Source organism: Paraburkholderia podalyriae (assembly GCF_014397785.1).
In the GTDB taxonomy this organism is placed as follows: Bacteria; Pseudomonadota; Gammaproteobacteria; order Burkholderiales; family Burkholderiaceae; genus Paraburkholderia; species Paraburkholderia podalyriae.
On the sequence record NZ_VZQQ01000025.1, the window covers coordinates 1 to 25,624 of the forward strand.

General features: G+C 66.1%; 25 protein-coding genes and 1 pseudogene. 9 read left to right on the plus strand and 17 right to left on the minus strand.

All coding sequences use genetic code 11. The features are described from left to right. The 3 genes and pseudogenes from F6X42_RS43465 to F6X42_RS25405 all read left to right on the plus strand — a co-directional run. Positions 1 to 185, plus strand: a 185-nt coding sequence (locus tag F6X42_RS43465; protein WP_222945718.1) for a hypothetical protein, incomplete at its 5' end; no start/stop codon positions are given. A 43-nt stretch (positions 186 to 228) separates the two neighbouring features. Continuing rightward, positions 229 to 681 (plus strand): annotated as a pseudogene (locus F6X42_RS25400) (CE1 family esterase); the annotation flags it as partial. A gap of 360 nt (positions 682 to 1,041) precedes the next feature. Then, positions 1,042 to 1,629, plus strand: coding sequence for a hypothetical protein (locus tag F6X42_RS25405; RefSeq protein ID WP_187636825.1), 588 nt, complete (start codon positions 1,042 to 1,044; stop codon positions 1,627 to 1,629). A 202-nt stretch (positions 1,630 to 1,831) separates the two neighbouring features. Here the strand turns inward: F6X42_RS25405 and mdcH are convergent, their stop codons facing one another. The 8 genes from mdcH to F6X42_RS25445 are packed head-to-tail and all read right to left on the minus strand — an operon-like array spanning position 1,832 to position 8,916. Then, positions 1,832 to 2,764 (minus strand): malonate decarboxylase subunit epsilon, encoded by a 933-nt coding sequence (mdcH, locus tag F6X42_RS25410; protein ID WP_187636826.1) that lies wholly within the window; start codon positions 2,762 to 2,764, stop codon positions 1,832 to 1,834. Then, entirely contained in the window at positions 2,764 to 3,462 is a 699-nt protein-coding gene (locus tag F6X42_RS25415; RefSeq protein ID WP_187636827.1) for a malonate decarboxylase holo-ACP synthase, read from the minus strand. The genes mdcH and F6X42_RS25415 overlap by 1 nt, the downstream gene beginning before the upstream one ends. Continuing rightward, positions 3,462 to 4,277: a biotin-independent malonate decarboxylase subunit gamma gene (mdcE, locus tag F6X42_RS25420; RefSeq protein ID WP_187636828.1), complete on the minus strand. Its 816-nt coding sequence runs from the start codon at positions 4,275 to 4,277 to the stop codon at positions 3,462 to 3,464. The genes F6X42_RS25415 and mdcE overlap by 1 nt, the downstream gene beginning before the upstream one ends. Then, positions 4,274 to 5,158 carry a biotin-independent malonate decarboxylase subunit beta gene (locus tag F6X42_RS25425; RefSeq protein WP_187636829.1) on the minus strand — a complete coding sequence of 295 codons (885 nt, stop codon included), beginning with the start codon at positions 5,156 to 5,158 and terminating at the stop codon, positions 4,274 to 4,276. The genes mdcE and F6X42_RS25425 overlap by 4 nt, the downstream gene beginning before the upstream one ends. After that, positions 5,155 to 5,478, minus strand: coding sequence for a malonate decarboxylase subunit delta (locus F6X42_RS25430; protein ID WP_187636830.1), 324 nt, complete (start codon positions 5,476 to 5,478; stop codon positions 5,155 to 5,157). The genes F6X42_RS25425 and F6X42_RS25430 overlap by 4 nt, the downstream gene beginning before the upstream one ends. A gap of 5 nt (positions 5,479 to 5,483) precedes the next feature. After that, on the minus strand, positions 5,484 to 6,449 hold the full coding sequence (locus tag F6X42_RS25435) for a triphosphoribosyl-dephospho-CoA synthase (protein ID WP_187636831.1): 966 nt from the start codon (positions 6,447 to 6,449) through the stop codon (positions 5,484 to 5,486). Positions 6,450 to 6,451: 2 nt separating this feature from the next. Next, positions 6,452 to 8,122 carry a malonate decarboxylase subunit alpha gene (gene mdcA, locus F6X42_RS25440; RefSeq protein ID WP_187636901.1) on the minus strand — a complete coding sequence of 557 codons (1,671 nt, stop codon included), beginning with the start codon at positions 8,120 to 8,122 and terminating at the stop codon, positions 6,452 to 6,454. A gap of 20 nt (positions 8,123 to 8,142) precedes the next feature. Further along, positions 8,143 to 8,916 carry a GntR family transcriptional regulator gene (locus tag F6X42_RS25445; RefSeq protein WP_187636832.1) on the minus strand — a complete coding sequence of 258 codons (774 nt, stop codon included), beginning with the start codon at positions 8,914 to 8,916 and terminating at the stop codon, positions 8,143 to 8,145. 207 nt (positions 8,917 to 9,123) lie between these two features. On the opposite strand from F6X42_RS25445, the gene F6X42_RS25450 reads away from it, so the two are divergent. After that, positions 9,124 to 10,422, plus strand: coding sequence for an MFS transporter (locus tag F6X42_RS25450; protein ID WP_187636833.1), 1,299 nt, complete (start codon positions 9,124 to 9,126; stop codon positions 10,420 to 10,422). 35 nt (positions 10,423 to 10,457) lie between these two features. Here F6X42_RS25450 and F6X42_RS25455 read toward each other — a convergent pair whose 3' ends face one another. After that, entirely contained in the window at positions 10,458 to 11,390 is a 933-nt protein-coding gene (locus F6X42_RS25455; RefSeq protein ID WP_187636834.1) for a DMT family transporter, read from the minus strand. 102 nt (positions 11,391 to 11,492) lie between these two features. Between F6X42_RS25455 and F6X42_RS25460 the strand changes: the two genes are divergently transcribed. Further along, positions 11,493 to 12,350: a LysR family transcriptional regulator gene (locus F6X42_RS25460; protein WP_187636835.1), complete on the plus strand. Its 858-nt coding sequence runs from the start codon at positions 11,493 to 11,495 to the stop codon at positions 12,348 to 12,350. A 23-nt stretch (positions 12,351 to 12,373) separates the two neighbouring features. Here the strand turns inward: F6X42_RS25460 and F6X42_RS25465 are convergent, their stop codons facing one another. From F6X42_RS25465 to F6X42_RS25490, 6 genes are all read right to left on the minus strand, one after another. Further along, on the minus strand, positions 12,374 to 13,429 hold the full coding sequence (locus tag F6X42_RS25465; RefSeq protein ID WP_187636836.1) for an ABC transporter ATP-binding protein: 1,056 nt from the start codon (positions 13,427 to 13,429) through the stop codon (positions 12,374 to 12,376). A gap of 51 nt (positions 13,430 to 13,480) precedes the next feature. Further along, entirely contained in the window at positions 13,481 to 15,085 is a 1,605-nt protein-coding gene (locus F6X42_RS25470) for an ABC transporter permease (protein ID WP_187636837.1), read from the minus strand. Next, on the minus strand, positions 15,086 to 16,120 hold the full coding sequence (locus F6X42_RS25475) for an iron ABC transporter substrate-binding protein (protein WP_187636838.1): 1,035 nt from the start codon (positions 16,118 to 16,120) through the stop codon (positions 15,086 to 15,088). Between the two features lie 71 nt (positions 16,121 to 16,191). Beyond that, entirely contained in the window at positions 16,192 to 17,526 is a 1,335-nt protein-coding gene (efeB, locus tag F6X42_RS25480; protein ID WP_187636839.1) for an iron uptake transporter deferrochelatase/peroxidase subunit, read from the minus strand. Between the two features lie 33 nt (positions 17,527 to 17,559). Beyond that, positions 17,560 to 18,654: an NHL repeat-containing protein gene (locus tag F6X42_RS25485; RefSeq protein ID WP_222945721.1), complete on the minus strand. Its 1,095-nt coding sequence runs from the start codon at positions 18,652 to 18,654 to the stop codon at positions 17,560 to 17,562. A 181-nt stretch (positions 18,655 to 18,835) separates the two neighbouring features. Further along, positions 18,836 to 20,359: a carbohydrate porin gene (locus tag F6X42_RS25490; RefSeq protein ID WP_187636841.1), complete on the minus strand. Its 1,524-nt coding sequence runs from the start codon at positions 20,357 to 20,359 to the stop codon at positions 18,836 to 18,838. 328 nt (positions 20,360 to 20,687) lie between these two features. Between F6X42_RS25490 and F6X42_RS25495 the strand changes: the two genes are divergently transcribed. From F6X42_RS25495 to hutC (F6X42_RS25510), 4 genes are all read left to right on the plus strand, one after another. Further along, a complete protein-coding gene (locus F6X42_RS25495) occupies positions 20,688 to 21,365 on the plus strand; it encodes a hypothetical protein (RefSeq protein ID WP_187636842.1) in 678 nt (225 codons plus the stop codon). 89 nt (positions 21,366 to 21,454) lie between these two features. After that, positions 21,455 to 22,291, plus strand: coding sequence for an arylamine N-acetyltransferase family protein (locus tag F6X42_RS25500; protein ID WP_187636843.1), 837 nt, complete (start codon positions 21,455 to 21,457; stop codon positions 22,289 to 22,291). A 24-nt stretch (positions 22,292 to 22,315) separates the two neighbouring features. Beyond that, on the plus strand, positions 22,316 to 22,996 hold the full coding sequence (locus tag F6X42_RS25505) for a methyltransferase family protein (RefSeq protein WP_187636844.1): 681 nt from the start codon (positions 22,316 to 22,318) through the stop codon (positions 22,994 to 22,996). A 112-nt stretch (positions 22,997 to 23,108) separates the two neighbouring features. Then, positions 23,109 to 23,894 (plus strand): histidine utilization transcriptional repressor HutC, encoded by a 786-nt coding sequence (hutC, locus tag F6X42_RS25510; RefSeq protein ID WP_187636845.1) that lies wholly within the window; start codon positions 23,109 to 23,111, stop codon positions 23,892 to 23,894. A gap of 20 nt (positions 23,895 to 23,914) precedes the next feature. Here hutC (F6X42_RS25510) and hutC (F6X42_RS25515) read toward each other — a convergent pair whose 3' ends face one another. Then, on the minus strand, positions 23,915 to 24,727 hold the full coding sequence (gene hutC, locus F6X42_RS25515; RefSeq protein WP_187636846.1) for a histidine utilization transcriptional repressor HutC: 813 nt from the start codon (positions 24,725 to 24,727) through the stop codon (positions 23,915 to 23,917). After that, positions 24,724 to 25,611, minus strand: a complete 888-nt coding sequence (locus F6X42_RS25520; RefSeq protein ID WP_281394038.1) for an amino acid ABC transporter ATP-binding protein — start codon at positions 25,609 to 25,611, stop codon at positions 24,724 to 24,726. Before F6X42_RS25520 ends, hutC (F6X42_RS25515) begins: the two co-directional genes overlap by 4 nt. Positions 25,612 to 25,624: the final 13 nt, after the last annotated feature.

Sequence of the window (25,624 nt, forward strand, 5' to 3'; positions counted from 1 at the left end):
CGGCGGGAGACGTTGCCGAGGTAATGCGACAGCAGGCAACGGGATCGAACATCCATTGCGGCACCTCCAGCAAGCCCGCCGTGTCGAACGGCTCTCGCCCACAGCGCAGCACTGACTCGGCGTTCTTCCTCTCTATCGTGGTGAAAATCCATACCGTGTGCCCGTACCACGGGTGCCAGCGGTAGAGAACCTCCTTTGATTCGCCGATATGGGCGTTGTGTTGACGGCTTGTATGCCGCGGTCGGCGTGCATTCGGGTCTTCCGGCACGGTGCGCGCACAATTTACCCTCCGCGCTCGCGGCGATGAAAGGCGGCAAGCACCCCCGAAACGCACGGCGCGTGCAAGGCGATACAGACTTGTCACCGAGACGGCCCATGATCGTCTTTCATGGTGACGCGGATGCCACCGTGCACGTAGCGAATGCCACGCGGCTCGTGCAGAGGTTCGACGCACGGCCGGACGCCGGCAGCGAACGGCGTCGGGTCGACGCGGGCCGACGCGCCTGTACCGTCTCGCGGCTGGTTTCCGACGACGGTATCGACGCCGAGTTGTGGACCATTCATGGCGCAGGGCACGCTTGGGCAGGCGGCAATGCACGAGGCAGTTATACGGACGCTACCGGTCCGGATGCGAGTGCCGAAATGCTGCGCTTCTTTCTTGATCATCCGCAACGACAATAGTGCAGGCCTCTCTTGTGGTTACTATGATTGCGACGGAGTGGCGTCCGCTGTGCATGTAGAGCAAGTCCGCTTGCTCAATTGCATAAAGGCTGCCCGATGAATCACTTCCGGGGCGAATCCTCGGCGGCAGGTCGGCGAAGCCGGATTTGCGCCGCAATCAACGTACGGCAGGTTGCCATTCAATTGGAGACATCCACGCGTGTTCGTCCATCGTCAACAACGGTCGCGTGTCGCCGATCGCGGCCTTGCGAAGTTCGAGCGATGTGTGCCCATTGCATGAGGCAGTCATCGGCCAGAAAGGGACATTCGACGCGACGGGCTGTATCGTCGACAATGCATGCGACCTGAGGAGGGGACTACATGTTTGCAAAAACTAGAAAACCGAGATTGCCTGCGGCGTCAGTGGTTTCAAAATACGCCCGTCTTGTCGTCGTAACTGTAACTGCCATTTTTTTCATGTTACAGGCGCTCGCGGGACACGCGGCCGACTCAGGCGTCCACAAAGGTGACACGCGTCAGATCAACTCGCAAGTCAATCGCCTCATCGCCGTGCTGAAGGACGAGTATGCGGAGGAGGCGCCACACGACAGGCAGGTGCAGTTCATTGACGTATCGAATTTCGGCAAGATCGCGATTGCAGCCTTCATCATCGAAGGGTTCGGTGGCGGGAACAACGTTCACCAATTCATGGCGGTCTTCGGGCCGCCAGACGGCCCCGGCCCAAAATCCTTGTTGCCGTACTATGCACTGTCAGCGCTTACTGAAATTGGCGACGAATGCGCTGTGGACGTTCGTAGTGTTCGCGCTTCCGCCATTCGGCGGGACGGTTCATTGGCATTGACGTTGCCTACATTTTTGACGTCGACCACCGGCTCGTGCGAAGGCAAGACGCGGTCGTATATTCTGCGGACGAACGAAGCCCGCCTACAACGACTCGAACTGCGGTAGTCGGTCTCGCGCGAACGCTTCTACATAGCGCCGTCCCCAATGTCCGCTCTCGACGATTTTGACCGGCGGAAACGGGTCGGGAAGACTCATTCCACATCGGTGAGAGCGACCATTCGCCGACGCCGGCTTGCGAGCGGCGTCTGGCCGAAGCTCCCAGACGCCCCTGGCCCAGCCGCATTAGTACATCGCAAAGCACACCCCGTCAGCCACGCTCCAACCGCCTGCGCACCGTCCCCACCAACCTGTCAAACGGCAACGTACTGGCAGCCAGCGCACTGACCTCCGAAAAATTCTCCCTCACGATATCTGCCGACACCTGCCCCGGCGGCGCCTCGACCAACACCCGCGCGCCCATTTCCTGGATCACGGTGAGCGCATCGAACCAGCGCACGGTGTAACGCATATTGGTCGCAAGATCTTCGCGAATCGCATCGGCCGTATATAACGGGCGTCCACCGCGATTGCCGATATAAACACCGCGCGGTCTTTCAAAATGCAACGCGCGCGAGTACGCCAGCAGTTCGTCGCTCGCATGCGCGAGCAATTCGCAATGCGAGGGCACGCTGACCGCGAGCCGCGTGGCCTTGCGCGCGCCGGCCGCGAGCGCGCGTTCGATGAACGCGTCGAGCGCATCGTCCGCGCCGGCCATCACGATCTGGCGCGGTGCATTGACGTTGCCGATATACACGCGTTGCCGTTGCTCTGCGGCCTGCTGTGCAACCAGCGTTTGCGCCTGCTGCTCGCTCAAGCCGGAGACGGCCGCGAGACCGTAGCCCGCCGGATAAGCGGTTTCCATCAGCTCGGCGCGTCGCCGCACCATCTTCAACGCGTCACGAAACGCCACCGCGCCGCAACTGACCGCTGCCGCATACGTGCCGATCGACAGCCCCGCGCTGATTTGCGCCACCAATCCTTCATCGGCCAGCGCGCGCAGGATCGCGACGCCCGCGATGGTCAAGCCCAGTTGCACCGCGACCGTCGAATCGAAAGCGTCGGATGAGTCGAGCGTCAGCACGTTGATGCCGAGCGTGTCGGAGGCTTCAGCGAGCGTGTGCTGCACCGCGCGATGCTGCGGCAGTCGATGCAGAAAGCCTTCGCTCTGCGCACCCTGGCCGGGGAACAGAAGCGCGAGCATCAGGCGGTGCCATCGTGAACAACAGCAGCCCACGGATCGGCGATCAAGCGGGGGCCGCTCGCATCGCGGGCAAGCACGCGCGCCTTGCCCGCGGCCCATTCCGCGAGCGCCACGCCACCCGCGGGCGTCTCGAGCTGCACATCGATGCGAATGCCGATACGCGCCGCGAGCGTTTGCAGCTGCTCCAGCAAAGCGCTCGCGACATTCAGCGCCAGCGGTTGCGGCACGCGGATCAACAGATCGAGGTCGCTCGTTTCGTTGACAGTCGGCACGTGCGTCGCCAGTTCAAAGCCGGTGCTGCCAATCGGTCCCCAAGCGAATCCACCAAGCGGACCGCCCGAATAACGTTGCAACGAAAGCAGTGCAACGAAAGAGGGCAAAGCGTCACGTCCGGCATCGGCTGGCGTCTGCGCGAGGGATTCCGGCGCCACGGCACTGACGATATCGTCCGCATGAACCCACGTGCCGTAGCGTTGCGCTCGCTGCGCACCGCGTACGCCGATCGCGACGAAACCATCAGCGGCGAGCGCGCGTCGGACGACCGCATACGGCGCGCGTTCGAACGCGTCGCGAACCCACGCCGGTTCGGCATCGAGCGAATCAAGCCGCCGCAAGCGCAGCAGATCATGCGGCCGCCACCGCGCGTCGCACGACGTGGCGTGCGCAGTGGGGAAGGGCGCAACCGCACACGCGCGCATCACACGGCATCCCACTGTTCGGCAAGACGCCGTCGCACCTCGATCGACGCCGCGCGATTCTGCCGCGCCGCCGCCGATTCCAGCCGATGCGCGAGCGTACGATCCCCGTCGCGCGCGCTGCGAATCTGCTCGACCAGCACCGCGCGCACGCGCTCGATCTGCGCCGCGTCGGGCGCATCCGCGTCGATGCCTTCGATCAGCTGGTCGAGCAGCCCCAGCTTCGCAAATGACGCCATCGAATACGACATCGGCACGATCATCTCGCCGAGTTCGTCGAGCGCTTCGACCGTACGGCGCGTGACGCGCGCGGCCGCTTCCTTGCCCATCGCGTGGACCATCGTGCCGGGCGCGTCGAGCGCGACGATGCGATTCGCCTGATAGCCGTGCGCGAGGAACGCCCCCGACATCGCCGGACCGACGATTAGCGCGATCACCGGATGGCCGGCCTCGCGTGCGCTCGCGTATGCGTCGACGGCGGCCGCGCACGCGAGGTGAATGCCGAGCATTTCCTCGCGATAGCCATACGCCTGGCTCTTCACGTCGACGATCGCGACGATCGGGCGGCGCCTGCTAGCGCTGTTATCCGCATCGATCGCTTCGCGCACCGCACGCGCGAGTTGCCAGCCTTGTTCGAGCCCGACCACGTTGGTGGTCGCGCGTGGAAAGCGGTTCGCGGCATCGGGCACGACCGTAATGAAGCGCGCGGTGTCGCCGCCGAGCGGCGCATCGCCGCTCCAGACGGGCGCCGCGCTCGACGGTTCGCCTGCCAGTGCGTTGAACCAGCGCGCGCCGCGCGTGAGTGCCGTGTCGTTCATGTCTGCTCCTGGTTCGATGCATCGCGGCGCTGCGGGTTGTACACATCGCGTAGCGTTTGCGGCGTGACGTTCGCCGGATCGATGCGCGCGAGCCGCTGCAGGAACGTGTCGACCTGCTCGCTGCGATGCATGGCCGGCACGCCCTGCGCGAACGCGGCATGCACGGCGGCACGCACCGCGTCGGCATCGTCGTCGACGAGCATGTCGGCGAGCGCGCTCGCGACGCGCTGCTCGCCGCCGATCAATTGCCACACCCGGCGACGATCGCTCGCATCGAGCTCTTCGATGCCAGCTTCCTGCTCGATCACTTCGGGTCCGTTCATGCCGAGCCGCCCCTGCTTCGTCACGATCAGATACGAGCACAACGCGGCCGCGAGCGACATGCCGCCAAAGCAGCCGACCATGCCCGCGATCACGCCGACCACCGGCACGTGCCGTCGCAGCGCGACGATCGCCGCCTGAATCTCGGCGATGACGGCGAGCCCCAGATTCGCTTCCTGCAGGCGCACACCGCCGGTCTCGAACAGCACGACGGGGCGCACCAGCTTGCCACGCTCGCAGTCGCGCAGCGCCATCTCGAGCGCCGCGGCGATCTTGCTGCCCGACACTTCGCCGATGCTGCCGCCCTGGAATGCCGATTCGATCGCAGCGACCACGGCCGGTTCGCCGTCGATCGTGCCGCGCGCGATCACGCAGCCGTCGTCGGCCTGGCAGACGATGCCCTGCAAGGGCAGCCACGGCGACTCGATGCGATCGAACGGTCCGAGCAGTTCGCGGAAGCTGCCCGCATCGAGCAGCCGGCGGGCGCGCTCGCGCGCGGGCAGTTCGATGAGGCTCTCGCGCAGCAGCGGCGCGCTGTGAACGCTGGCGCTCGTGCTCATACGCTGTCTCCTTCCTCGGCCGCTTCGACCGCTTCGGCGAGCCGCAACGCGACCACGCCCGGCGTCGCGCCGAAGTCGTTGATCTCGATGTGCGCGGCGCCGTCATAGCGCGTGAAGAAACGGTCGAGCACGCTCTTCCAGATGTGGCTATAGCCGTCGACGCTGGTGCGCACGACCACATGCGCGGCGAGCGCTGGGCCGCTTGCATCGGCAGCGGCGGGCGAGAGCAACACTTCCAGGTCGCCCGAGCCGACCACGCCGACGTGCGCGCGGGTCGTGACGGCGCGTTGCGCCGGATAGTCGAAGGTCAGATGTTCCATCAGGCTCAGCTCCGGCTGGCGTCGCGATGCGCCGGCATGTCGAGAAAGAGGGTGGCGGCAAGCAGATCGGCCGCGCCGCCAGGCGATGCGTTCAGCGACAGCAGTTCGCGTTCGAGCGCGTCGAGCGCGACGCGGCCCGCGGGTGTCGAACTGCCGCCGGCGTCGAGCACGCGCCGCGCGCCGCGCTGCCCCGCCTGCAAGCCGGCGAGTCCCGCGCGATGCAGCAGGCAGGTATCGTCGAGCGTGCTCATGATCGCGAGCAGCGCATCGATGCGCGCGGTGTTTTCGTCGAGGCCGCGTGCGCGTGCGCCATGCAACGCGGGCAGACCGACGTCGAGCGCGTGCGGAAAGCCGTCCTGCGCTTCGCGCCGCGCGCCGCCGACCTGATAGCGTTGACGCGCCCGCTCGCCGTGGCTATCGGACGCAGCGGCGAAGCGGTCCGGGAAGCAGGCGATCTGCGCGGCCAACGTGCAGACGCGCGGAGCATCGAGGTGGTTGGGATCGCCAGGTCTGTGCGCACGCATGGACGAACTCGACGATGTTTCGAGCGCCACGCCTGCAACGAGCAAGCCGATGATCCAGATCGCGCCGCGATGCGCATTGCTACCGCCGGTCGCATGCATCATGTCCTGTTCGCCCGCGCGGCCGATCTGCGCGAGTTCGGCGCGCAGCAGCGCCGAGGGTTCGCCGCGGCGGCGCGCCGTGCGCGCGAGTGCCGCGAACGTCGGTTCGAGCGCGTGCGCGGAGCGCCGCATGATCGCGAGATCGAGGTCGCGATGCGCGCCGCTGCCGCGCCGGTCGACGAGCGCGGGCTTCGGCGTGAGCTCTGCCTCGTCGATCAGCGCGGTGGTCGCTTCGCGCGCGAGTTGCGCGTCGGAAAACGGCGCGGCCGGCGACCTGCCACATGCATCGCGCAGGACCGAAGCATGCGGCGCGTCCAACCGTTCAGGAAGAGCAGCAGCGGACGCCATCGTCACCAGCTCCGGAAGCGCGCGGGCGGCGCGTACAGTCCGCCCGACCACGTGACCAGATCGTCGATGCTGCGCGCCGCGAGCAGCGAACGCTTCGCGTCGCCGCGCCGGATGCCGAGATCTTCCGGGTACGCGACGATGCCGCGCCGCCGCAATTCCGAGGTTTTCCCGGGCTTCGCGCGCAGGCCGATCGGCGTGACACCGGCCACCGCCGCGACCGCCGCGCGCCGCTCGTCGATGCCCTCGGCCTTGTGCAGATGCGCGATGCCCTCTTCGGTGACCACATGGCTCACGTCGTCGCCGTAGATCATCACCGGCGCGATCGGCATGCCGCTTTGTGCGCCGACGGCGACCGCGTCGAGTTCATCGACGAAGGTCGGCTCGCCGCCTTTCTTGTACGTTTCCGCGAGTTGCACGACGAGCTTCTGACCGCGCGACACCGCACCGTCGCCCTTCAACAGCTTCAGCCACGCCTCGCTCGAATGACGCCGGCCGCGCGGATCGTGGCCCATGTTCGGCGCGCCGCCAAAACCCGCGAGGCGTCCGCGCGTGACCGTCGACGAATTCGCGTCCGCGTCGATCTGCAGCGTCGAGCCGATGAACAGATCGACGCCGTATTGCCCGGCCAACTGACACAGCACGCGGTTCGAGCGCAGGCTGCCGTCGTTGCCGGTGAAGAACACATCGGGGCGCGCCTCGATATACGCCTCCATGCCGACCTCGCTGCCGAAACAATGGATGCTGTCGACCCAGCCCGATTCGATCGCGGGGATCATCGTCGGATGCGGATTGAGAGTCCAGTTGCGGCAAATTTTGCCTTTGAGGCCGAGCGATTCGCCGTAGGTGGGCAGCAGCAGTTCGATCGCCGCGGTATCGAAGCCAATGCCGTGATTCAGTGACGTGACGCCATACGGCGCGTAGATGCCGCGAATCACCATCATCGCGGTCAGCACCTGCAAGTCGCCGATATGGCGCGGATCGCGCGTGAACAGCGGCTCGACCGCGAACGGCCGGTCCGCCTGCACGACCACGTCGACCCACGAACCCGGAATGTCGACGCGCGGCAGTTCGTCGACGATCTCGTTGACCTGCACGATCACGATGCCGTGACGGAACGCGGCGGCCTCGGCGATCGTCGGCGTGTCCTCGGTATTCGGGCCGGTGTACAGATTGCCGTGCCGGTCGGCCTTATCCGCGCACAGCAGGGCAACGTGCGGCGTCAGGTCGACGAACATCCGCGCATACAGTTCGACATACGTATAGATCGCGCCGATTTCGAGTTGGCCGTCTTCGAGCAGTTGCGCGACGCGCAGACTCTGCGGCCCCGCGAACGAGAAATCGACCTTGTGCGCGATGCCGCGCTCGAACAGCGTCAGATGCTCAGGACGGCTAATGCTCGAAATCAGTAGATGCACGTCGTGCAGCTTGTGAGGATCAACGTTGGCGAGCGAGCGCGACAGGAAGTCGGCCTGTTTCTGGTTGTCGCCTTCGAGCGCGACGCGCTCGCCGGGCTGAATCAAGGTTTGGAGGGCATCGACGATGCGGTGTGCGGGTAGCACGCCGTTTTCGAGCCACGGCGCGATGGCCGCGAGGCGGCGCTTCTTTTCGTCGCGACGGGTCGTCCACGAGCGGGCGGTGGACAGCGAGGCGGCGGCTTCGGCGGGATGGTTCATCGGCTCGGTCATCGGCTGGGTCAGCTCCCGGTGGTGACGCGCGGGCGTCGGCCGCGCGGCTTCGGTTGATGCGCAAGCGCGGCTTCTTCGCGCGCGCGCTCGGTCAGAAAACGGTGCAGCAGCTCGCCGGTGCCGAGCAGATGCGCGACGACCAGCGACTGCGCTGCCGCGATATCGCGGCGCTCGACCGCTTCGAGCAGCGCCGCGTGCTCGCTGTCGGACTCGCCCTTGTACGACGGCAAGCCGAACTTCAGGCGCAGATAGCGTTCGCCGCGCCGGTGCAGCAACCCGATCATGTCCTCGAGCTGCGGCCGGCCGGCGGGCGCATAGAGACACATATGAAACGCGGCATTGCGCGCGACGTAGCGCGATGGGTCCTCTTCGCGCTCGGCGGCGCGGCACAAGTCCGCGGCTTCGCGCAGCGTCGCGGCGGTGTGATGCGGAATCGCAAGGCCGAGCGCGAGACTTTCGAGCGCCGAGCGGATCTCGTAGATCTCGCGCGCTTCGTTGGCGGACAGCGGCGCGACGGTCGCGCCTTTATGGACCGCCGCGCGCGCCCAGCCCTCGCTTTCGAGCTGGCGCAGCGCCTCGCGCACGGGGATCGCACTGACAGAGAAATGCCGGGCGATCGCATCCTGGCGCAACGGGGCGCCAGGCGCGAGCGTGCCGTCGACGATCGCCGCGCGCAGCGCCTCCGCAATCATGTGCGAAGTACTTTCGCGCGGCGCGGCGGCCGGAAGAAACGAACCGGATATCGCGGCGTCCAGGGGAAAACCTTCGGTTGCATCGGTCATAGTATCAAATATTATATATGAAAAGACGCGCATTTCAGCGGGGGCAAACCCGGAAGACTTGAACCAGATTCCCCCGGCAATGTGCCCCCGCCGTCCTCTGATTGAGTTGTACGAGGACATCGCCGATCAAGCAACTTCGGCAAGCCACCCCAAGCGCGCCCGTCCTTTTTTTCGTTACGTTCAACTATCGTAGGCCGGAGGAGCATGATGAATACAGTAACCGACCGACGAGCGGTCGCGCGTCAGCGCACGCCGCTCAATCGTTCGCAGATCGCAGGGTTCTGGGGCGCGTGGGCCGGCTGGACGCTCGACGGCATGGACTCGTTTATCTACGCGCTGGTGCTCACGCCCGCGCTGACCGAGCTGTTGCCGCGGTCGGGCTTCGCGGCGACGCCGTCGAACGTCGGCCTCGCGGGCTCGATCCTGTTCGCGCTGTTTCTGGTCGGTTGGGGGCTGTCGTTCATCTGGGGACCGCTCGCCGATCGCTTCGGCCGCACCAAGGTGCTGGCGGCCACGATCTTCACCTTCGCGATATTCACCGGGCTCGCCGCGACCTCGACCAATGTGTGGCAGCTCGGTATTTATCGCTTCATCGCGGGCGTCGGCATCGGTGGCGAATGGGCGCTGGCGGGTACTTACGTCGCCGAGGCGTGGCCCGAGGATCGTCGTAAGATGGGCGCCGGTTATCTGCAGACCGGCTACTACGCGGGCTTCTTTCTCGCGGCTGCGCTCAATTACACGGTCGGCGTGCATTTCGGCTGGCGCGCGATGTTCCTGACCGGCGCTGTGCCGGTCGTCGTCGCGATTCTGATTCTGCTGCGCGTGAAGGAGCCGGAGAAGTGGCAGAAGGCCGACGCAAAGACGGTGCGCGCGAAGCCGCTGCGCGAGATCCTCGGACCGGCCTACCGGCGTCGCACGTGGGTCGCGTGCATTCTGCTGACGATCGCGATCATCGGACTGTGGGCGGGCGCTGTCTATGAACCGTCCGCGGTGATCCAGCTCGCCACGCGCGCCGGCATGTCGAAGGGCGATTCGATTCGCACCGCGTCGCTCGCAACCGGCCTGCTGTCGATCGGCACGATCCTCGGTTGTCTCGCGCTGCCTCCACTGGCAGAGCGCATCGGCCGCAAGATGACGCTCGCGGTGTACTTCGTGGGGATGGCGGTGTCGATCGCGGCGAGCTTCGGCTGGGCGTTCTATCTGCCGAACGGGCTCGCGCCGTTCATCGCGTGGCTGTTCGTGCTCGGCTTTTTCGGCGGCAACTTCGCGTTGTTCAGCCTGTGGCTGCCCGAGCAGTTCGAAACCCGCGTACGCGCGACCGCGTTTGCGTTCTGCACGTCGTTTGGGCGATTCGTCGGCGCGGGCGTCAACTTTCTGCTCGGCGCGGCGGTGCTGCATATGCAGACGCTGGGCGTGCCGGTCGCGTTGACCGCGCTCGTGTTCGTCCTCGGCCTGTTCGTGATTCCGTTCGCGCCGGAGACGCGCGGCGAGACTTTGCCGCAGTGACAGAGCGCATTAAAAGCCGGTGAGGGCGGCGCGCTTTACTTCGCGTGACTGCGCGCCCGCCCGCCCGGATTCAGCAGCGTGAGCAACGGCCAGCCGAGGTTGACGCCGAGGCTCGCGGCGACGATCAGCGCCATGCCCGCGAGTTGCGACAGCGACAGCGCACGGCCATACACGAGCGCATCCACGACGATGGCGGTCAGCGGATAAACGAACAGCAGCACCGCGATCACGGGCGTGCTGAGCTTGGGCAGCGCGCCGTAAATCAGCACGTACGACAATCCCGTGTGCAGCACGCCCATGCCGATCAGCCAGAACCACTGCATCGGACCAATATGCGTGAGCGTCAAAGGCGCGACCAGCGGCGCGATCAGCGGCAGGCAGATCACGCCGACGGCGCATTGCGTGAGCGTCAGCAGATGCGGGCGCAATTCGCCGAGGCTCTTCGCGATCAGCGTGACGCTCGCATACATCAGCGAGCCGAGCAGCGCTTCGCTCAAGCCGATCAGATAGCTGCTGTGGCCTTGCAGATTGCCGGCCGCGATCACGCCCGACGCGAGCACGAGCCCGGCGAACGCCGTCGCGATCCAGCCGAGCCGGTCCGCGCCGAGCCGCTCGTTGAACAGCGCCGCGCCGATCAGCACGACCCAGAACGGCTGGACATGAAACACGACGGTCGCGACCGCGATGCTGGTGCGATGAATCGCATCGAAAAAGCCGACCCATTGCGTGACCATCAGAACGCCGGAGATCAGCGCGAGCACGACCGTGCGGCGCGTGAAATGCGCGCGCATGAACAAGCCCTTCCACGCGCAATACGCGGCGAGCGACACAAAGCCGAACAGGCAGCGGAAGAACACGAGCGTCAGTGCATCGAGCCGTGCCTCTTCGACGAAAACGCCGATCGTGCCCATCAGCAATCCGCCGCTCGCCAGCGTGATCGCGCCTTGCTGACGTGAGGTGAGGGACATGCGAAACGACTCCGTAAGACGATGCATGCGAGTATTGCGCCGCTTGCAGACTGATCACAAACGAATTAAATTGAGCAATTCCATAAGCCACCTTGATAAGTCGTGAATCCTGAATTCGACGTCGATCTGCTGCGCAGCTTCGTCGCGGTCGCGGAGGCGGGCAGCTTCACGAAGGCGGCGGCGAGCGTGCATCGCTCGCAGGCGGCGGTCAGCATGCAGATCAAGCGCCTCGAAACGATGCTCGGCACGACGCTGTTCGCACGCAACACGCGCAACCTGGCGCTGACGCGGCCCGGCAATACGCTGCTCGAATACGCGCGACGGGCGCTCGCGTTGCAGGAGGAGGCGTGGTCGGCGATCGTGCGGCCCGAGGTGACCGGGCGCGTGGTGCTCGGCGCGCCGGACGACTACGTGTCGTCGTTGCTGTCGCCGGTGTTGCGGCGTTTCGCGACCCTGTATCCGCGCGTCGAGATCGAGATCGTCTGCGCGCAGAGCACGGCGCTCGCGCCGATGCTCGCCGACAACAAGATCGACCTCGCATTCGTCACGCGCGACCGCAGGTTGCGCGGCGAATTCGTGCGCAGCGAACCGATGGTGTGGGTGGGCGCGTCGGTCGACACGCCGGTGCTGAAGGCGTCGCCGTTGCCGGTGGGCTTGTACGAGCCGGGCTGCGTTGCGCGCCAGCACACGCTGGCCGCGTTGGATGGCGCGCGCATCCGTTATCGCGCGGCGTTCAGCAGCGCGAGCCTGATGGGACTGGTCGCGACCGTGGATGCGGGATTGTCGGTGATTGCGCTGACGCGTTGCAGCGTGCCGCCGCGACTCGCGATTCTCGGCGACGCGCAAGGTCTGCCGAAAATCGCGCCGCTCGAAATCGTGGTCGCGCGCAGCGCGAAATCGGATCGGCCCACCTGCGATTATCTGGCGCAGCAGATGATGCAGGATCTGTCGTTGCGGTAGCTGCGAATGGCTGCCTCAGCCTTTTATGCACGCGAATAGGCGGTGACTTCTCCTTCGACCGCGAGCCGCACGCGCTCGCCGGGCCGCGGGCACAGATAACCGGGCACGCGCGCGCGCACCATCGTCCGCGTCGCGGACTGCAATTGCAGCGCGACGCTCGCGTCCTGCCCCTGGAAGATCACATCAGTGACGAGCGCGTCGTGCGCGACGCCTGTGCGCGCGGTTTCATCGGCGCGCAGCACACGAATCTGCTCGGGACGCAGCATCACGTCGACCGCGCCATTGCCGACCGGTGCGGCCAGCGCGAGTTCGCCGAGCTCGCAGCTCGCGCGATCCTGTTGCGCGACGCCCGGCAACAACACCGCCTCGCCGACGAACGACGCAAGCTCGCGCGTCACCGGCCGGCGGTACAGCGCTTCGGGTGTCGCGGTCTGGATCAGCCGGCCGTCCCATAGCACCGCGACTTCATGCCCGAGCGACAACGCCTCGGACTGATCGTGCGTGACCAGCACGGCCGTCGCGCCGGCTGCGGCAAGCGCACTCGCGACCGCCTGGCGTGTCTCGACGCGCAACGCGGCGTCGAGCGACGAGAACGGCTCGTCGAGCATGACCAGCGTCGGCGCAGGCGCGAGCGCGCGGGCGAGCGCGACACGCTGTTGTTGACCGCCCGACAACTGCTGCGGCGCGCGCTCGCCGAAATGCGCGGGCAGGCCGACCAGCTCCAGCAGCTCGGCCACGCGATGCCGAGCGCGGCGCTGCGCGCGCGGCAGGCCGAACACGATGTTGTCCGCGACCGACAGATGCGGAAACAGCGCGCCTTCCTGCGGCACATAGCCGATGCGGCGTTGTTCGGACGGCACGTGCAGATCGTCGCCGACGACCCGCCGGCCGTCGATCTCGACACTGCCGCCGTCCGCGCGCTCGAAGCCGCACAACAGGCGCAGCAGCGTCGTCTTGCCGCTGCCCGAGGGCCCCAGCAGCGCGAGCAGCGTGCCGCGCTCGACAGAAAGGTCGATGCCATGCAGCACCGGGTGACCGTCGAACGATTTCCGCAGTCCGCGGATACGAAGTTCGCTCATGAAAATCCGAAGAAGGTCGAATAAACCAGCGATGAAAAAAGCCGGCGCGTGTTAGCCGCGCTCGCCGAGCAGCGCCGAGCGCCCGAGCAGCACGAACAGCAGCCCCGACGCGAACAGCGAGATGCCGGTCAGCAGTGCCGCATATGGCGCGGCGGCGGCGAACGCCATCGTCGACGTGTCGGCCCACACCTGGGTCGCGAGCGTTTGCGTGTCGAGCGGCGACAGCAGCAGCGTCGCATTCAGCTCGGTGACGACCGAGATGAACACCATCGCTGCGGCCGCGCCGAGCCCGGGGCCCGCGAGCGGCAGGACCACGCGCATGAGCGTCTGCGTCCCGTTCAGGCCGAGCGCGCGCGCGGTTTCCTCGAGGCGCGGCTGCGCCTGCATGAACGCGGCGCGCACGCTGACGAGCGCGACCGGCATGAACAGGATCGCGTAGGCGACGACCAGCAGCGTCGCGCTTTGATAGAGCGGCTGCAGCGCGTGCACCGCGAGCGACACGATCGCGAGCGCGATCACGAGCCCCGGCACGCCCTGCGCGAGAAACACGGTACGCTCGAACAGCGTCGCGAAACGCGTCGGATAACGCACCAGCAGAAACGCGAGCGGAATCACGAGCAACGTGGTCAGCGCGGCGGCGGCGAGGCCGAAACCGAGCGACGACACCGTCGCGTTCCACAGCAGTTCGGGCGACACATCGGCGGGCGTCACCGCGGCCGCGCCCGGCTGCGTGAGCCAGAAGCCGATCATGCCGAGCGGCACGCCGAGCGTCGCGAGCGTCAGCAGCGCAAAAACCGCGACGACGAGCCAGCGCCACGCGCCGAGCTGGTAGCGCAGTACCGCGCGGCGCGTGCCGCGATCGACGCGCTCGTAGCGCGCCGCGCCGCGCACGCGAAACTCGAACGCGAGCACGGCGAGGCAGATCACGATCAGCAGACACGCAAGCAGCGATGCGCCGCCGCCGTCGAAACTGGTGCGGAATTCCGCGTAGATCTGCGTGGTGAACGTGCGAAAGCGCAGCAGCGTGAACGCGCCGAACTCCGATAGCACGCCGAGCGCGACGAGCAGCATGCCGCCGAGCAATGCCGGCCGCAGTTGCGGCAGCACGACGCGCACGAAGCCGGTCCAGCGGTTGCAGCCGAGCGCGCGCGCGCTTTCTTCGAGTGCCGGGTCCATGCCGCGCAATGCGGCGGCGACTGGCAGATAGACCAGCGGAAAATACGCACAGGTCAAGACGAGCAGCGCGCCGTTGAAGTCCTGCAAGTCCTCGCTCAACGACACCCACGCATAGCTCGAAATGAAGGCGGGCATCGCGAGCGGCGCGGCGCACAATACGGCCCACGCGCGGCGTCCCGGCAGATGCGTGCGTTCGACGAACCACGCGGCGGCCGTGCCCAGCACCGCACAGACCAGCGTGGTCGTGACGGTAATCAACACCGTGTTGACGAGCAGCTCGCCGACGAGCGGCCGCCAGATCAGATCCAGCGCGTCGCCGATACCGAAGTTCACCGCGCGCCAGAACGTCAACGCAATCGGCAGCAGCACCAGCAAAGCGCTGAGTGCCGCCGCCGCAAACAGGCCGCGCGGCGCGCGCGTGCGTGCGCGAGCCGGGGCAGGAGGGACAGCCGGCGGACCGGCTGACAGTGCTTCGCTCATTTACAGTAGGCCTGCCTGACGCAGCAGCTTGCCGGCCTGGCTATCGTCGCCGAGCTGCTGGATCGTCAGCGTGGGCGGAGTCAGTTCGGCGAACGGTTTGAGGATCGGGTCCGGTGCGACGCCCGCGTGCAACGGATACTCGAACATCACGTGGCTGTTCGCCATCAACTGCTGTGCGCGTTCACCAACCAGATAGGCGAGAAACTTCTGCGCGCCGTCCGCGTTGTGCGCGGACTTCAGCACGGCCGCGCCCGATACGTTGACGAGCGCGCCGGCGTCGCCGTGGCCGAAGTGATAGATCGCGCTGCGGGTTTTCGCGTCGCCGATTTCCGCGTGCAGACGCGACCAGTAGTAGTTGTTGATCAGACCGGTCGCGACCGCGCCGCGATTGACCGCGGCGATCACGCCTTCGTCATCGTCGAAGATCTGCGAGTTGGCCTTCAGGCCCTTCAGCCATACGAGCGTTTGCTGTTCGCCCTTCAGCGCGAGCACGGCGCTCACGAGCGGCAGAAAATCGGCGTCGCTTGGCGCGATGCCGAGCTTGCCTTTCCATTCCGGCTTCGCGAGGTCGAACAGCGAAGCGGGCAACTGCGACGCCTGCAGCTTCGTCGTGTTGTACGCGAGCACGCTCTCGCGCGCGGTCACCGCGACCCACGCGCCGCTCGGCGAATTGAAGCGCGCCGGTACAGCGCCGAGCGTCGTTTCACCGACCTTCGCGAGCAGACCCTTTTCCTCGAGCAGCATCAGCTCCGGCGAGTTCTCCGTGAAGTACACGTCGGCGGGCGACGCCGCGCCTTCCGCGACGATCTGCGCGGCGAGCGCCGGGCCTTCGCCGTTGCGGACTTTCACCGAGATGCCCGACTGCTTTTCGAAGTCCTTCGCGAGCAGATTGACGACCTGCTCGTGCTGCGCGTTGTACAGCGTGATCGACGCCGCATGGGCCGCCGACGACGGCATCGTCGCGAGCGCGGTGAGCGACAGCGCGGCGACGCTGCCGAGCGCGTGCAGACGGGTGGCAAACCAGGAATAAGCCATGTTGCAGAAGTCCGTTTTGATTGTGTTGAGTGAGCCAGGCGCTGCGCGCCCGGCGTTCTTCATTTGCTGCATCACGTGTCGAACAGCCCGGCGCCGACATACGAACCCGGCTTCGCCCCCGGCGGCACGACGAAGATCGCGCTGCCGACGTGGGTCGTGAACTGGTTCATCATGTCGAACTTCGCGAGCCGGTCGTTGATCGGGATGAAGCCGGTGCGCGGGTCGCTCTGATGCGCGATGAAAATCAGCCCCGCGTCGTACTCGGTTTCCTGGCGCCACGGCGGCCAGCGCTCGATATAGAAGTTCGTGCCTTCGTTGTACGAATACGAGCGGCGCAGAATCTGCGCGCCGTTGTTGCTCGCCTGATTCGACAGACGCACGTGCGAGTTCTCCGGAATCAACGGATTGCCGTCCTTGTCCTCGGCCTTCAGGTCCACGGCGTCGAATTCGTGGTTCCCGCCGATCGGCGCGCCGCTGTACTTGTGGCGTCCGAACACCTGTTCCTGGAAGCCGAGCTCGGTGTTGTCCCAGTGCTCGAGCGTGATGCGGATGCGGCGCACGACCGTGTAGGTGCCGCCTTCCATCCACGGCGCGTCGTCGGTTGCGCGGGCCCACACGAACTGGTTCATCAGCTCCGGCTTCGCGGTCGACGGATTGTTGGTGCCGTCCTTGAAGCCCATCAGGTTGCGCGGCGTCTGACCGCGCGGACCGGACAGAAAACCGGCCTGGCCCCAGCGCATCTCCGCGACGCCGTAGGCGCGGCGCGACAGTTGGCGCACCGCGTGAAACGCGACCTGCGCGTCGTTCGCGCACGCCTGGATGAACAGGTCGCCGCCGGTCTTCTCCTTGATCAGCTGATCGCCGTTGAAGCGCGGCAGATCGACGAGCGCGGCGGGGCGGCGCGACGCGAGCCCGTAGCGGTCCTTACCGTCCTTCTCGAACAGGCCGGGGCCGAAGCCGAACGTGATCGTCAGACCATTCGGGCCGAGGCCGAGCACGTCGCCGGAATCGGGGGCGGCCTGGTTGTCGCCGCCGTCGCCGCCGTCGTCGGTCGACAGCGCGAAGGCCGTGCCGCCTCGCGTCAGGCGCGCGGCCGCTTCGGTCCACGTGCGCAACAGTGTGATTACTTCGTCGCGCTTGTCGGTGGTCAGATCGAGCGCGGCGACGTAGGTGTGGCTCTGCTGCGGCGTGACGATGCCGCCTTGATGCGGGCCGTAGAACGGCTCGACCGCGAGCTGCGGATCGGTGTTCTGCGCGCTATGCGCGGGCGCTTTCGCGAGCGCTGCCTGCGAGCTCGCGAGCCCGGCGCCGAGAGTTGCGCCGAGACCCGCGCCGGCGGCGACCGCGGCGCCGCCCGCTTTCAGGAAGCCGCGTCGGGACGGCCGCGGGGGTTGATCGTTTGTCATGGTCACTTCATGTTCCTGAAGCCTGGGTGCTGCTCACTTCGCGAGCACCAGCGTATTCACGTCGTCCTCGACGTAGTAGAAGCCGTCGCCTTGCGGCGTCATCGCGATACCGAACAGGTCGCCGTTGCCGGGGGGCGACTGCGCCTTGTCGGTGTCGATCCAGCGTGCGTACAACTGCTTGCCGGTCGCCGGATCGATTTCGACGACCTGGCCGTTCAACGCGTTGGTCACGAGCAGGTGGCCGTTGGGCGCGGTGACCATCGCGAGCGGACGATGCAGCAGGCCGTCGGCGGTCAGCTGGCGGCCGACGCCCGCGCTGCTGTCGCGCGTCAGCGGATCGTCGATCCCGGTGATGCGGTTGCCGATCGCGTCGGACACGTACAGCAGCTTCTGATCGGCCGACAGCGCGAGCCCGGTCGGCCCGACGAGGAACACGCCCTTGTCGGCCTGCGCGCCGAAGCCGCTGCCGATCACGGTTTCCTGCTTCACGACGGGCGGCTTGCCTGCCGGCACGTCGAGGTCGAGGCGCAGCACGGTGGCCTGCTTGAACACGGGCGGATTGCCTTGCGCGCCGCCGACGCCGAAGCCCGCGTTGCTGACGAACAGCGTTGCGCTCGTGCCGTTGTCGACGACCGCCATGTTGCCCCACGGATCGTTGATGTTCGGCGTCGAGATCGTCGACGCAATCTTGCCTTGCGGGTCGATCACGATCAGGCAGCCAGCGCCCTTGGTGCCGGTCGTGCCGTCGTTGCTCGGCGTGCTGCCGACGATCACCCAACCCGACTTCAGCATCGTCATCGCGGTCGACAGGCCGATGCCGCCCGGGCATTCCTTCAGATCGCGCGGCACGGTCGCGAACACCGTCATCTGTCTGGTGTCCGGGTGATAGTCGATGATCGTGCTGCCGGTGCCCTGCAGGTTCGTCGAGTTGTTGAAGTTGCCGACCAGCACGTCGCCTTGCTTCACGGTGCCCGCGCTGACCGGCGCGACCACGAGCGCGTACGGATTCTGGTCGCCGTTATCCGGCACGGTGTTGATCAGCGTCGTGTGACGCTTGATCGTTTCAAGGAAGCCTTGCGGCTCGGCCTGCGCGCTGGCGGCCATCGTGAGAGCGGCGGCGCCGGCCATCGCGGCGAGCAGGGCTCGCGCGGCGCGCGCCGCAAGCTTGCGCGTAAGTTGATTCACGATTGGGCCTCCGTGCGGGTGCACAAAGCGGGAGTGGCGGCGACGATAGAAAGCATGAACAGTGCTGGTCCGGTTACGTGGAGTTGCGTGTGCTAGCTGGGTTAAGAGCGCGCGGCGGGCAGTCTCAGAAGTTGATGATGGTCCGTACGCCGACGACGAAGGTATTGCGCAGCGGCTGCGTCGGGTCGGTCGGGTTCTGGCCCGCGCCGGCATTGAACGTGTATTGGGCGTCGGCCTGCAGCTGCCACCACGGATTGACCTGGTACTGGTAGGTCGCTTCGAGCGCGGTTTCGCTGGTGCGCACGCCGTACGGGCTGCCGTTGAATGCCAGGAAGTCCTTGTCGAGTCCGTTCACGTGACTGCCGATCTTGATGTAGGTCAGCGCGAGGCCGGCGCTGTCGTTGTCGCGGCCTTTGAACGGCGCCTTCAGCACCACGCCGAGGTTGGCCGCGACGCTCACGAGGTTGCGATCGCCCGGCGCGCCCATCACGCGCGCGAACACGCCGAGGCTGCGCGGTTCGTCGGGGTCGGGGCGCCACACCATCTGGTCGGCGACCGCGTAGAAGCTGTAGTTGCCGCGGTGATTGGCGGGAATGGCGGTCGAGCCCGGATTCGCGAGCGACAGCCCCATGTTGTCGTAACGCTGATCGGCGAACTTGTTGGTGTTGTACCAGACGCCTAGTTTGTAGGTGCCCGGCAAACCGCCGCCGCCCTTGCCGACCATTTCGCCTTCGGCCGGCTGGTTGATCGAATACTGCAACTCGCCGATCCACAACGCGCCGTTATGCAGGTTGAAGTTCGTGCCGCTCATGTTGTTCGGGTCGTTGCCGAGCGGGTCGCCCGAATACACACCGGCAAGCGCGGTCAACGAAGGCGTGATCTGGCCGCGCACGCGCACGCCGAGACCCGCGAGCGGATAGGCGGGACCGCCCGACGGCATGTCGTACGAGGGCAGTGCGGGCCAGCCGAACATCGTGTTGAGGAACAAGGCCGCATACGTGCTCGTGATGAATTCCTGGTCGAGACTCTGCTGACCGATCTTCACGTCGACGCGCTTGTTCAGGAACGACTGCTGATACCAGAGTTCCCACAGGCGGGTCGCGTCGGCGGCCTCGATGCCGCTCGCCGTGTTCAGCGTGCCGAGCTTGTTCGCGCTCAGGTTCGCGCCGTGAATCTGCAGCGCGCTGACGTTGAAGAGGCCGCCCGGCAGGCCGAACGCCTTTTGCGTATCCATCTGCAAGGTGGCGGTGGTCAGCCCGTCGTAATCGGCGCCGCGTTCGAGACCGCCGCGCAGATTGGCCAGCACTTCGCTGGTTTCGGTCAGCGTGAAGGTCATGCCGTACTTGCCGAGCCACGGACGCAGGCCGCCCATGTCGCCGAGCAATTGCTGGCGGTTCCAGAGGCCCGTCCACTGGTTGGTCTGCGTCGCCTGAATGTTCAGGTCGGCTTCAGCGGCTTCCGGGTTCGCGTCGGGATTGGCTTCGGCCAGCGCCGAGTGGGCGCTCAACGAGGCCCACGCGAAAGCCGTGCACAGTGCAACGTGCCGCATCGAAGGCAAACGCGTACGATGAGTTGCGCCGGTAGCTGCGGAAGAGTCGCAAAAAGGACGCGCTTTGGCGCGCGGTCCATTGAGTTGGGCGAACTTCATCGAAATCCTTTTAGTGTTGTTTCGACCGTTGCGATCAATTTGCGACTGCCTGGCGCGACATCGCGTGTTGTCCGAGGCTGCCAAAGCGGCTGATGGCGTGATCGTACGCAGGCGCGTTACGGGAGTCAACACAAATGAGAACGATTCGCAACAATATCGCTGGCATGTAATTCCCGGATTTACGGACTGCTCTTAAACTTTATGCGGGCGTAAGCAGGTATTAATTAAAACGTAATCGAAACGTTTTGATGTGGTCAGGCCGAACGTGCGAAAGCGCGAGATGTCGAAGCGCACGAGTCACCCCGAAAGTCAAAGTAAGGAGGTAGAAATGAGCAAGCGCAGTCTTCTGGTTTCGTTGCTGGTGAGCGGCGGTCTGTTGCTGGGCGGCGCGGCGCACGCGCAGTTGAATCTGAAACAGTTCGGCATCGGCGGCGGCGGTGATAACCCGGCGGGTGGCGGCGTGTCGTCGGGCGGCATGTCGCAGCTGTTGCAGAGCTACGTGGGCGCGAACCAGCAGGTGCTGAGCGGTCAATCGAGTCTCGCGTCGGCGATGGGCATGACGAGTGCGGCCGGCCAGGCGCAGCAGGCGGCGGGACTCTTGAGCGGCGGCGCGCCGTCGGTCAGTCAGTTGACGCAGGCCGGTAGCACGCAGCAGTCGCTGTCGCAGAAGCTGACCGATGCGTTCGCCAGTCATGCAAGTGGCGGCGCGTCTTCGACGCCGGTCAACAAGGAAGCGTTCACCGAGGGGCTATCGTCGCTCGGCAAGGGCGTGAGCCAGTATTCGAGCTTGCAGTCGGGGCTCGGCAGCCTCGGGCAGATGAGTCCGTCGTCGCTGCTGCAATCGGGCCTCAATCCGCAGACCGCGCAAAGCGCTTCGTATATCGCGCAATCGGCGCCTGGGCAGTTGCAGTCGCTGATGTCGACGCTGAGCTCGGCCGTGCAGTTCGCGTCGAGCCACGGCATTACCGTGCCGTCGATCGCGACATCGGCGTTGAAAGGGCTGTAGGCGCATTTGCGCTTCGCCACGCGCGGTCGCTGCGGAGCCCAAAACCGCTATGATCGCGTCGAACCCGCAACCCAACCGGAATTCCGCCGATGTCCCACTCCGTCAATCTGGAAAACTACTTCGCCCGGATCGGCTATCAGGGCCCGCGCGCCGCCACGCTCGACGTGCTGCGGGCGATTCACCGGCTCCATCCCGCCGCGATCCCGTTCGAGAACCTGAACCCGTTGATGCGCCGACCGGTCAGGATCGATCCCGAAGCCGTCGAACGCAAGCTCGTGACCGACAAGCGCGGTGGCTACTGCTTCGAGCAGAACATTCTGTTCGCGAACGTGCTGATGCAACTCGGCTTCAAGGTCACGCCGATGCTTGCGCGCGTCGTGTGGGGCCGCGCGCCCGGCACGATTGCGCCGCGTACGCATATGGTGTTGCGCGTCGATATCGACGGCGACGAATGGATCGCCGACGTCGGCTTCGGCGCCGTGACGCTGACCGCGCCGCTGCGGCTGACCCCCGGCCTCGCGCAGCCGATTCCGCTCGGCACGTTCCGTCTCGCCGACGCCGGGCACGACACCGTCTATCTGGAGGTGCTGGCGCCGGACGAGAGCTGGACCCGCGTTTATCACGTCGATCTGCGCGCAGTCGAGTGGGTCGATTATGAAATCTCGAACTGGTACACGTCGACGTCGCCGGATTCGAAGTTCGTGCAGAACCTGCTGGCGTGCCGCGTGTTGCCCGAACTGCGCCTCGCGCTATTGAACGATCAGTACAACGAGCGCGACGCACAAGGGCGGATCGTCAACGAACGGCGCCTCGCGAGCGCCGCCGAACTCGCCGACTGTCTGCGGGAACGCTTCGGCTTGAATCTGGAGGACATCGATATCGCCGACGTGTTCGAGCGCGTGCGCACGCGCGACGACAGCGCGTAACCAGACCGCACGAGGCAGCCGCAAATGCTCACGCGTTTGATCCTGCAATCGCTGGCGTGGCTGGCGTTCATGGGCGTGCTGCTGTTCGGCGCGGCCGGCACGCTCGCGTGGCCGGCCGCGTGGTGGTATCTGCTCGAACTGGCGGTATTGAGCCTGTGGCTCGGCTTGTGGCTCGCGCGTCATGATCCCGCGCTGCTCGCGGAGCGGCTCGCGCCGCTCGTGCAGGCGCAGCAGAGCCGCTGGGATCGTGTGTTCATGGCCGCGGTCGGGGCCGCGTGGTGCGGCTGGCTGATCCTGATGGGCTTCGACGCGATGCGCTTTCGCTGGTCCGCGCCGCTGCCGGTGTGGCTCATGGGCTTCGGCGCGCTGTGCGTGTTCGTGTGCATCTTCATGTGCCGTTTCGTGTTTCGCGCGAACAGCTATGCGGCGCCGGTCGTCAAGATCCAGGCGAGCCGCGGGCACAAGGTCGCCGACACTGGCCCCTACGCGTACGTCCGTCATCCGATGTACGCGGCCGCGCTGGTGTTCTTCGTCGGCACCCCGCTGCAGCTCGGCTCGTGGTGGGGGCTCGCGGCGCTGCCCGTAATGGCGTACGGCATGGGCTGGCGCGCGGTGCGCGAGGAGCGGCTGCTCGCCGGGCAACTCGACGGCTACACCGAATACATGGCTCGTGTGCGTTACCGTTTCGTGCCGTTCATCTGGTAGCGCGTCCCAGTGGTCTCGCCGCTGTCGAACCGGGTAAGATTGGGCCCGGCCGACGGAGAACCGGCCACGGTGTACCTCATGTACCACCGGCGAACCACCGATGAGGTCTGGAGTGAAAACAACGACGCAGGCGCACAAAACATCCGCCGCACAGGCCGAGCGGAACCAGGAGTCCGCCATCCGCGATAACGACCGCGACACGCCGGTCAAGGCAATGCCCGCCTACGAGCAGATCAAACGCTACGTGGTTCAGCGCATCAGTGAAGGCGCATGGAAGCCGGGCGGACTGATTCCTTCCGAAACGGAACTGGTCAAGGAGTTCGGCGTCGCGCGCATGACGGTGTCGCGCGCGCTGCGCGAGTTGACGGCCGAGCGTGTGCTGACGCGCGTGCAAGGCTCGGGCACCTTCGTCGCGCCGCGGCGGTATGAATCGACGGTGCTGGAGATCCGCAATATCGCCGATGAAATCGCCGCGCGCGGTCATCGTCATTCGGCGCGCGTGCTGACGCTCGAACCGAGCGACGATGCCGATGCGCTCCAAGCGCTCGGTCTCGCGAGCGGCCCCGCGTTTCATTCGTGCATCGTGCACAGCGAGGAGGGCGAGCCGATCCAGTACGAGGACCGCTTCGTCAATCCGCAGGTGTTCCCTGATTATCTGCGCCAGGACTTCTCGGTCGAAACCCCGAATCACTACATGGTGCGGCTCGCGCCCGTGCAGCGCGCCGAGTTTCGCATCTATGCGCAGAAGCCGGACGCCTATGTGCGCCGTCATCTGATGATGGATATCGGCGAGCCGTGTCTGCTGCTGTGGCGGCGTACGTGGGTCGGCGAGAACGTCGCGACGTCGGTGCGGCTATGGCATCCGGCGTCGCGTTTTCATCTGGCGGGGACCGTGTAGTACGGTGCCTGAAGCGCGCGTTACCCCTGGCGCTGCGACGTATTCGGCGAAAAGCGGCAACCGAGCCTGTAGCGTGAACCCGGATGCACGAAGCGCGCGAACGTCACGGCGACGCTGCCCGTCCACGTGCGGCGCGTCAGCGTCAGGCACGGTTCCTCGGCGTGAATTTCGAGCAGCTCGGCTTCGGCGGGCGTCGGCAGCGCCGCGTCGACCACGTGTTCGAGATCGTGCATCGGCACGACCGTCAGCAGATACTCGGACGGCTTGAGCGCCGAAAAATCGTGCTGCAGAAAATCCGGCGCGACGGCCGGATTCACATAGCGATCTTCGAGCTGCACCGGCAGGCCGTTCTCGCGATGCACGCAGATCACATGAAACACCGAAGCACCCGGCGCCAGCCCCAATGCGTTCGACACCGTGACTGACGCGGTCTCGCGCTGCAACAGCACCATATCGCAACGATACGCGTGGCCGCGCGAGCGGATCTCGTCGCCGATATGGGCGATCATCAATAGCGTGGACTGCGGCTTGTTCGGCGCGACGAAAGTACCGACGCCCGATACGCGCGTGACGAGCCCCGCGTCTGCGAGCTCGCGCAGCGCGCGGTTGACCGTCATGCGCGAGACACCGAGCGTCGCGACGAGGTCGAGTTCAGAAGGCAGACGGTCGCCCGCCTGGCGTTCGCCCGATTCGATGATCTGGTGGATATGCTGCTTGACCTGTTCGTAGCGCGCGGCCGGCGCCTCGTCGCTGCCGCGCGCGATTCTGGCCGTGGCGCTGGCCGCGTTAGCGGAGGATTTGCGGTGAGGCTTGTTGCGAACGGTGGCGCTCATAGCGGCCTGGTGTCGTCGGGGCCGCGCGTCCAGAACGCATTGCGGTCGAGATAGTTTTGCAGAAACTGCCGCAGACGCGGCTGCGCGGCATCGTGAAACACGTCACGCGGTTTGCCCTGCACGGCGATGCGACCTTGATCGATGAACACGACCTTGTCGGCGACCTGCGCGGCAAAGCCCATTTCGTGCGTGACCACGGCCATCGTCATGCCGTCGCGCGCGAGCTGCTTCATCACTTGCAGCACTTCGCCGACCAGCTCTGGATCGAGCGCCGAAGTCGGTTCGTCGAACAGCATGATGTGCGGCTCCATCGCGAGCGCGCGCGCAATCGCGACGCGCTGTTGCTGACCGCCCGACAGTTTCGCTGGATACGCGTCGCCCTTATGCGCGAGGCCGACCGTCTCCAGCATCGCGTTCGCTCGGCGGCGCGCTTCGTCGTGCGACAGGCGCCGCACGCGCAGCAGCGCCTCCATCACGTTGCCGAGCGCGCTCATGTGCGGCCACAGGTTGAACTGCTGGAACACCATGCCGACGTTGCGGCGCACGCGGTTGATGTCGCCCTGCGACGCACGCACGCGTTTGCCGTTGCGTTCGGTATAGCCGAGCAGTTCGCCTTCGATGCGCACGTCGCCGTGATCGTAGGTTTCGAGCGCGGCGAGGCAGCGCAGCAGCGTGCTCTTGCCTGAGCCCGACGGCCCGATGATGCAGACCACTTCGGAACGCGCGATGTCGAGATCGATGCCGCGCAGCACCTCGACATCACCGAAGCGTTTGCGCAGATCGCGCACTTCGATCAGCGGCGCGGCATTCGGCGCGTTCGCCGTTGCGCTGGCGGACGACGCGGCAGATTGCGCGGAGGAAGGCATGTCGGCGATGGCGTTCATAGGTGTCCCGGAA

Bases quoted from the DNA above. Each gene is read 5' to 3' on its own strand.
- mdcH (WP_187636826.1), bottom strand. From the start codon at position 2,764: ATGCTCGCGCTTCTGTTCCCCGGCCAGGGTGCGCAGAGCGAAGGCTTT.
- F6X42_RS25425 (WP_187636829.1), bottom strand. From the start codon at position 5,158: ATGAGCACGAGCGCCAGCGTTCACAGCGCGCCGCTGCTGCGCGAGAGC.
- F6X42_RS25450 (WP_187636833.1), top strand. From the start codon at position 9,124: ATGAATACAGTAACCGACCGACGAGCGGTCGCGCGTCAGCGCACGCCG.
- F6X42_RS25415 (WP_187636827.1), bottom strand. From the start codon at position 3,462: ATGCGCGCGTGTGCGGTTGCGCCCTTCCCCACTGCGCACGCCACGTCG.
- F6X42_RS25500 (WP_187636843.1), top strand. From the start codon at position 21,455: ATGTCCCACTCCGTCAATCTGGAAAACTACTTCGCCCGGATCGGCTAT.
- F6X42_RS25485 (WP_222945721.1), bottom strand. From the start codon at position 18,654: ATGGCCGGCGCCGCCGCTCTCACGATGGCCGCCAGCGCGCAGGCCGAG.
- hutC (WP_187636846.1), bottom strand. From the start codon at position 24,727: ATGAGCGCCACCGTTCGCAACAAGCCTCACCGCAAATCCTCCGCTAAC.
- mdcE (WP_187636828.1), bottom strand. From the start codon at position 4,277: ATGAACGACACGGCACTCACGCGCGGCGCGCGCTGGTTCAACGCACTG.
- F6X42_RS25430 (WP_187636830.1), bottom strand. From the start codon at position 5,478: ATGGAACATCTGACCTTCGACTATCCGGCGCAACGCGCCGTCACGACC.
- efeB (WP_187636839.1), bottom strand. From the start codon at position 17,526: ATGACAAACGATCAACCCCCGCGGCCGTCCCGACGCGGCTTCCTGAAA.
- F6X42_RS25490 (WP_187636841.1), bottom strand. From the start codon at position 20,359: ATGAAGTTCGCCCAACTCAATGGACCGCGCGCCAAAGCGCGTCCTTTT.
- F6X42_RS25405 (WP_187636825.1), top strand. From the start codon at position 1,042: ATGTTTGCAAAAACTAGAAAACCGAGATTGCCTGCGGCGTCAGTGGTT.
- F6X42_RS25520 (WP_281394038.1), bottom strand. From the start codon at position 25,611: ATGAACGCCATCGCCGACATGCCTTCCTCCGCGCAATCTGCCGCGTCG.
- F6X42_RS25470 (WP_187636837.1), bottom strand. From the start codon at position 15,085: ATGAGCGAAGCACTGTCAGCCGGTCCGCCGGCTGTCCCTCCTGCCCCG.
- F6X42_RS25435 (WP_187636831.1), bottom strand. From the start codon at position 6,449: ATGGCGTCCGCTGCTGCTCTTCCTGAACGGTTGGACGCGCCGCATGCT.
- F6X42_RS25455 (WP_187636834.1), bottom strand. From the start codon at position 11,390: ATGTCCCTCACCTCACGTCAGCAAGGCGCGATCACGCTGGCGAGCGGC.
- F6X42_RS25465 (WP_187636836.1), bottom strand. From the start codon at position 13,429: ATGAGCGAACTTCGTATCCGCGGACTGCGGAAATCGTTCGACGGTCAC.
- mdcA (WP_187636901.1), bottom strand. From the start codon at position 8,122: ATGAACCATCCCGCCGAAGCCGCCGCCTCGCTGTCCACCGCCCGCTCG.
- F6X42_RS25505 (WP_187636844.1), top strand. From the start codon at position 22,316: ATGCTCACGCGTTTGATCCTGCAATCGCTGGCGTGGCTGGCGTTCATG.
- F6X42_RS25495 (WP_187636842.1), top strand. From the start codon at position 20,688: ATGAGCAAGCGCAGTCTTCTGGTTTCGTTGCTGGTGAGCGGCGGTCTG.
- F6X42_RS25445 (WP_187636832.1), bottom strand. From the start codon at position 8,916: ATGACCGATGCAACCGAAGGTTTTCCCCTGGACGCCGCGATATCCGGT.
- F6X42_RS25475 (WP_187636838.1), bottom strand. From the start codon at position 16,120: ATGGCTTATTCCTGGTTTGCCACCCGTCTGCACGCGCTCGGCAGCGTC.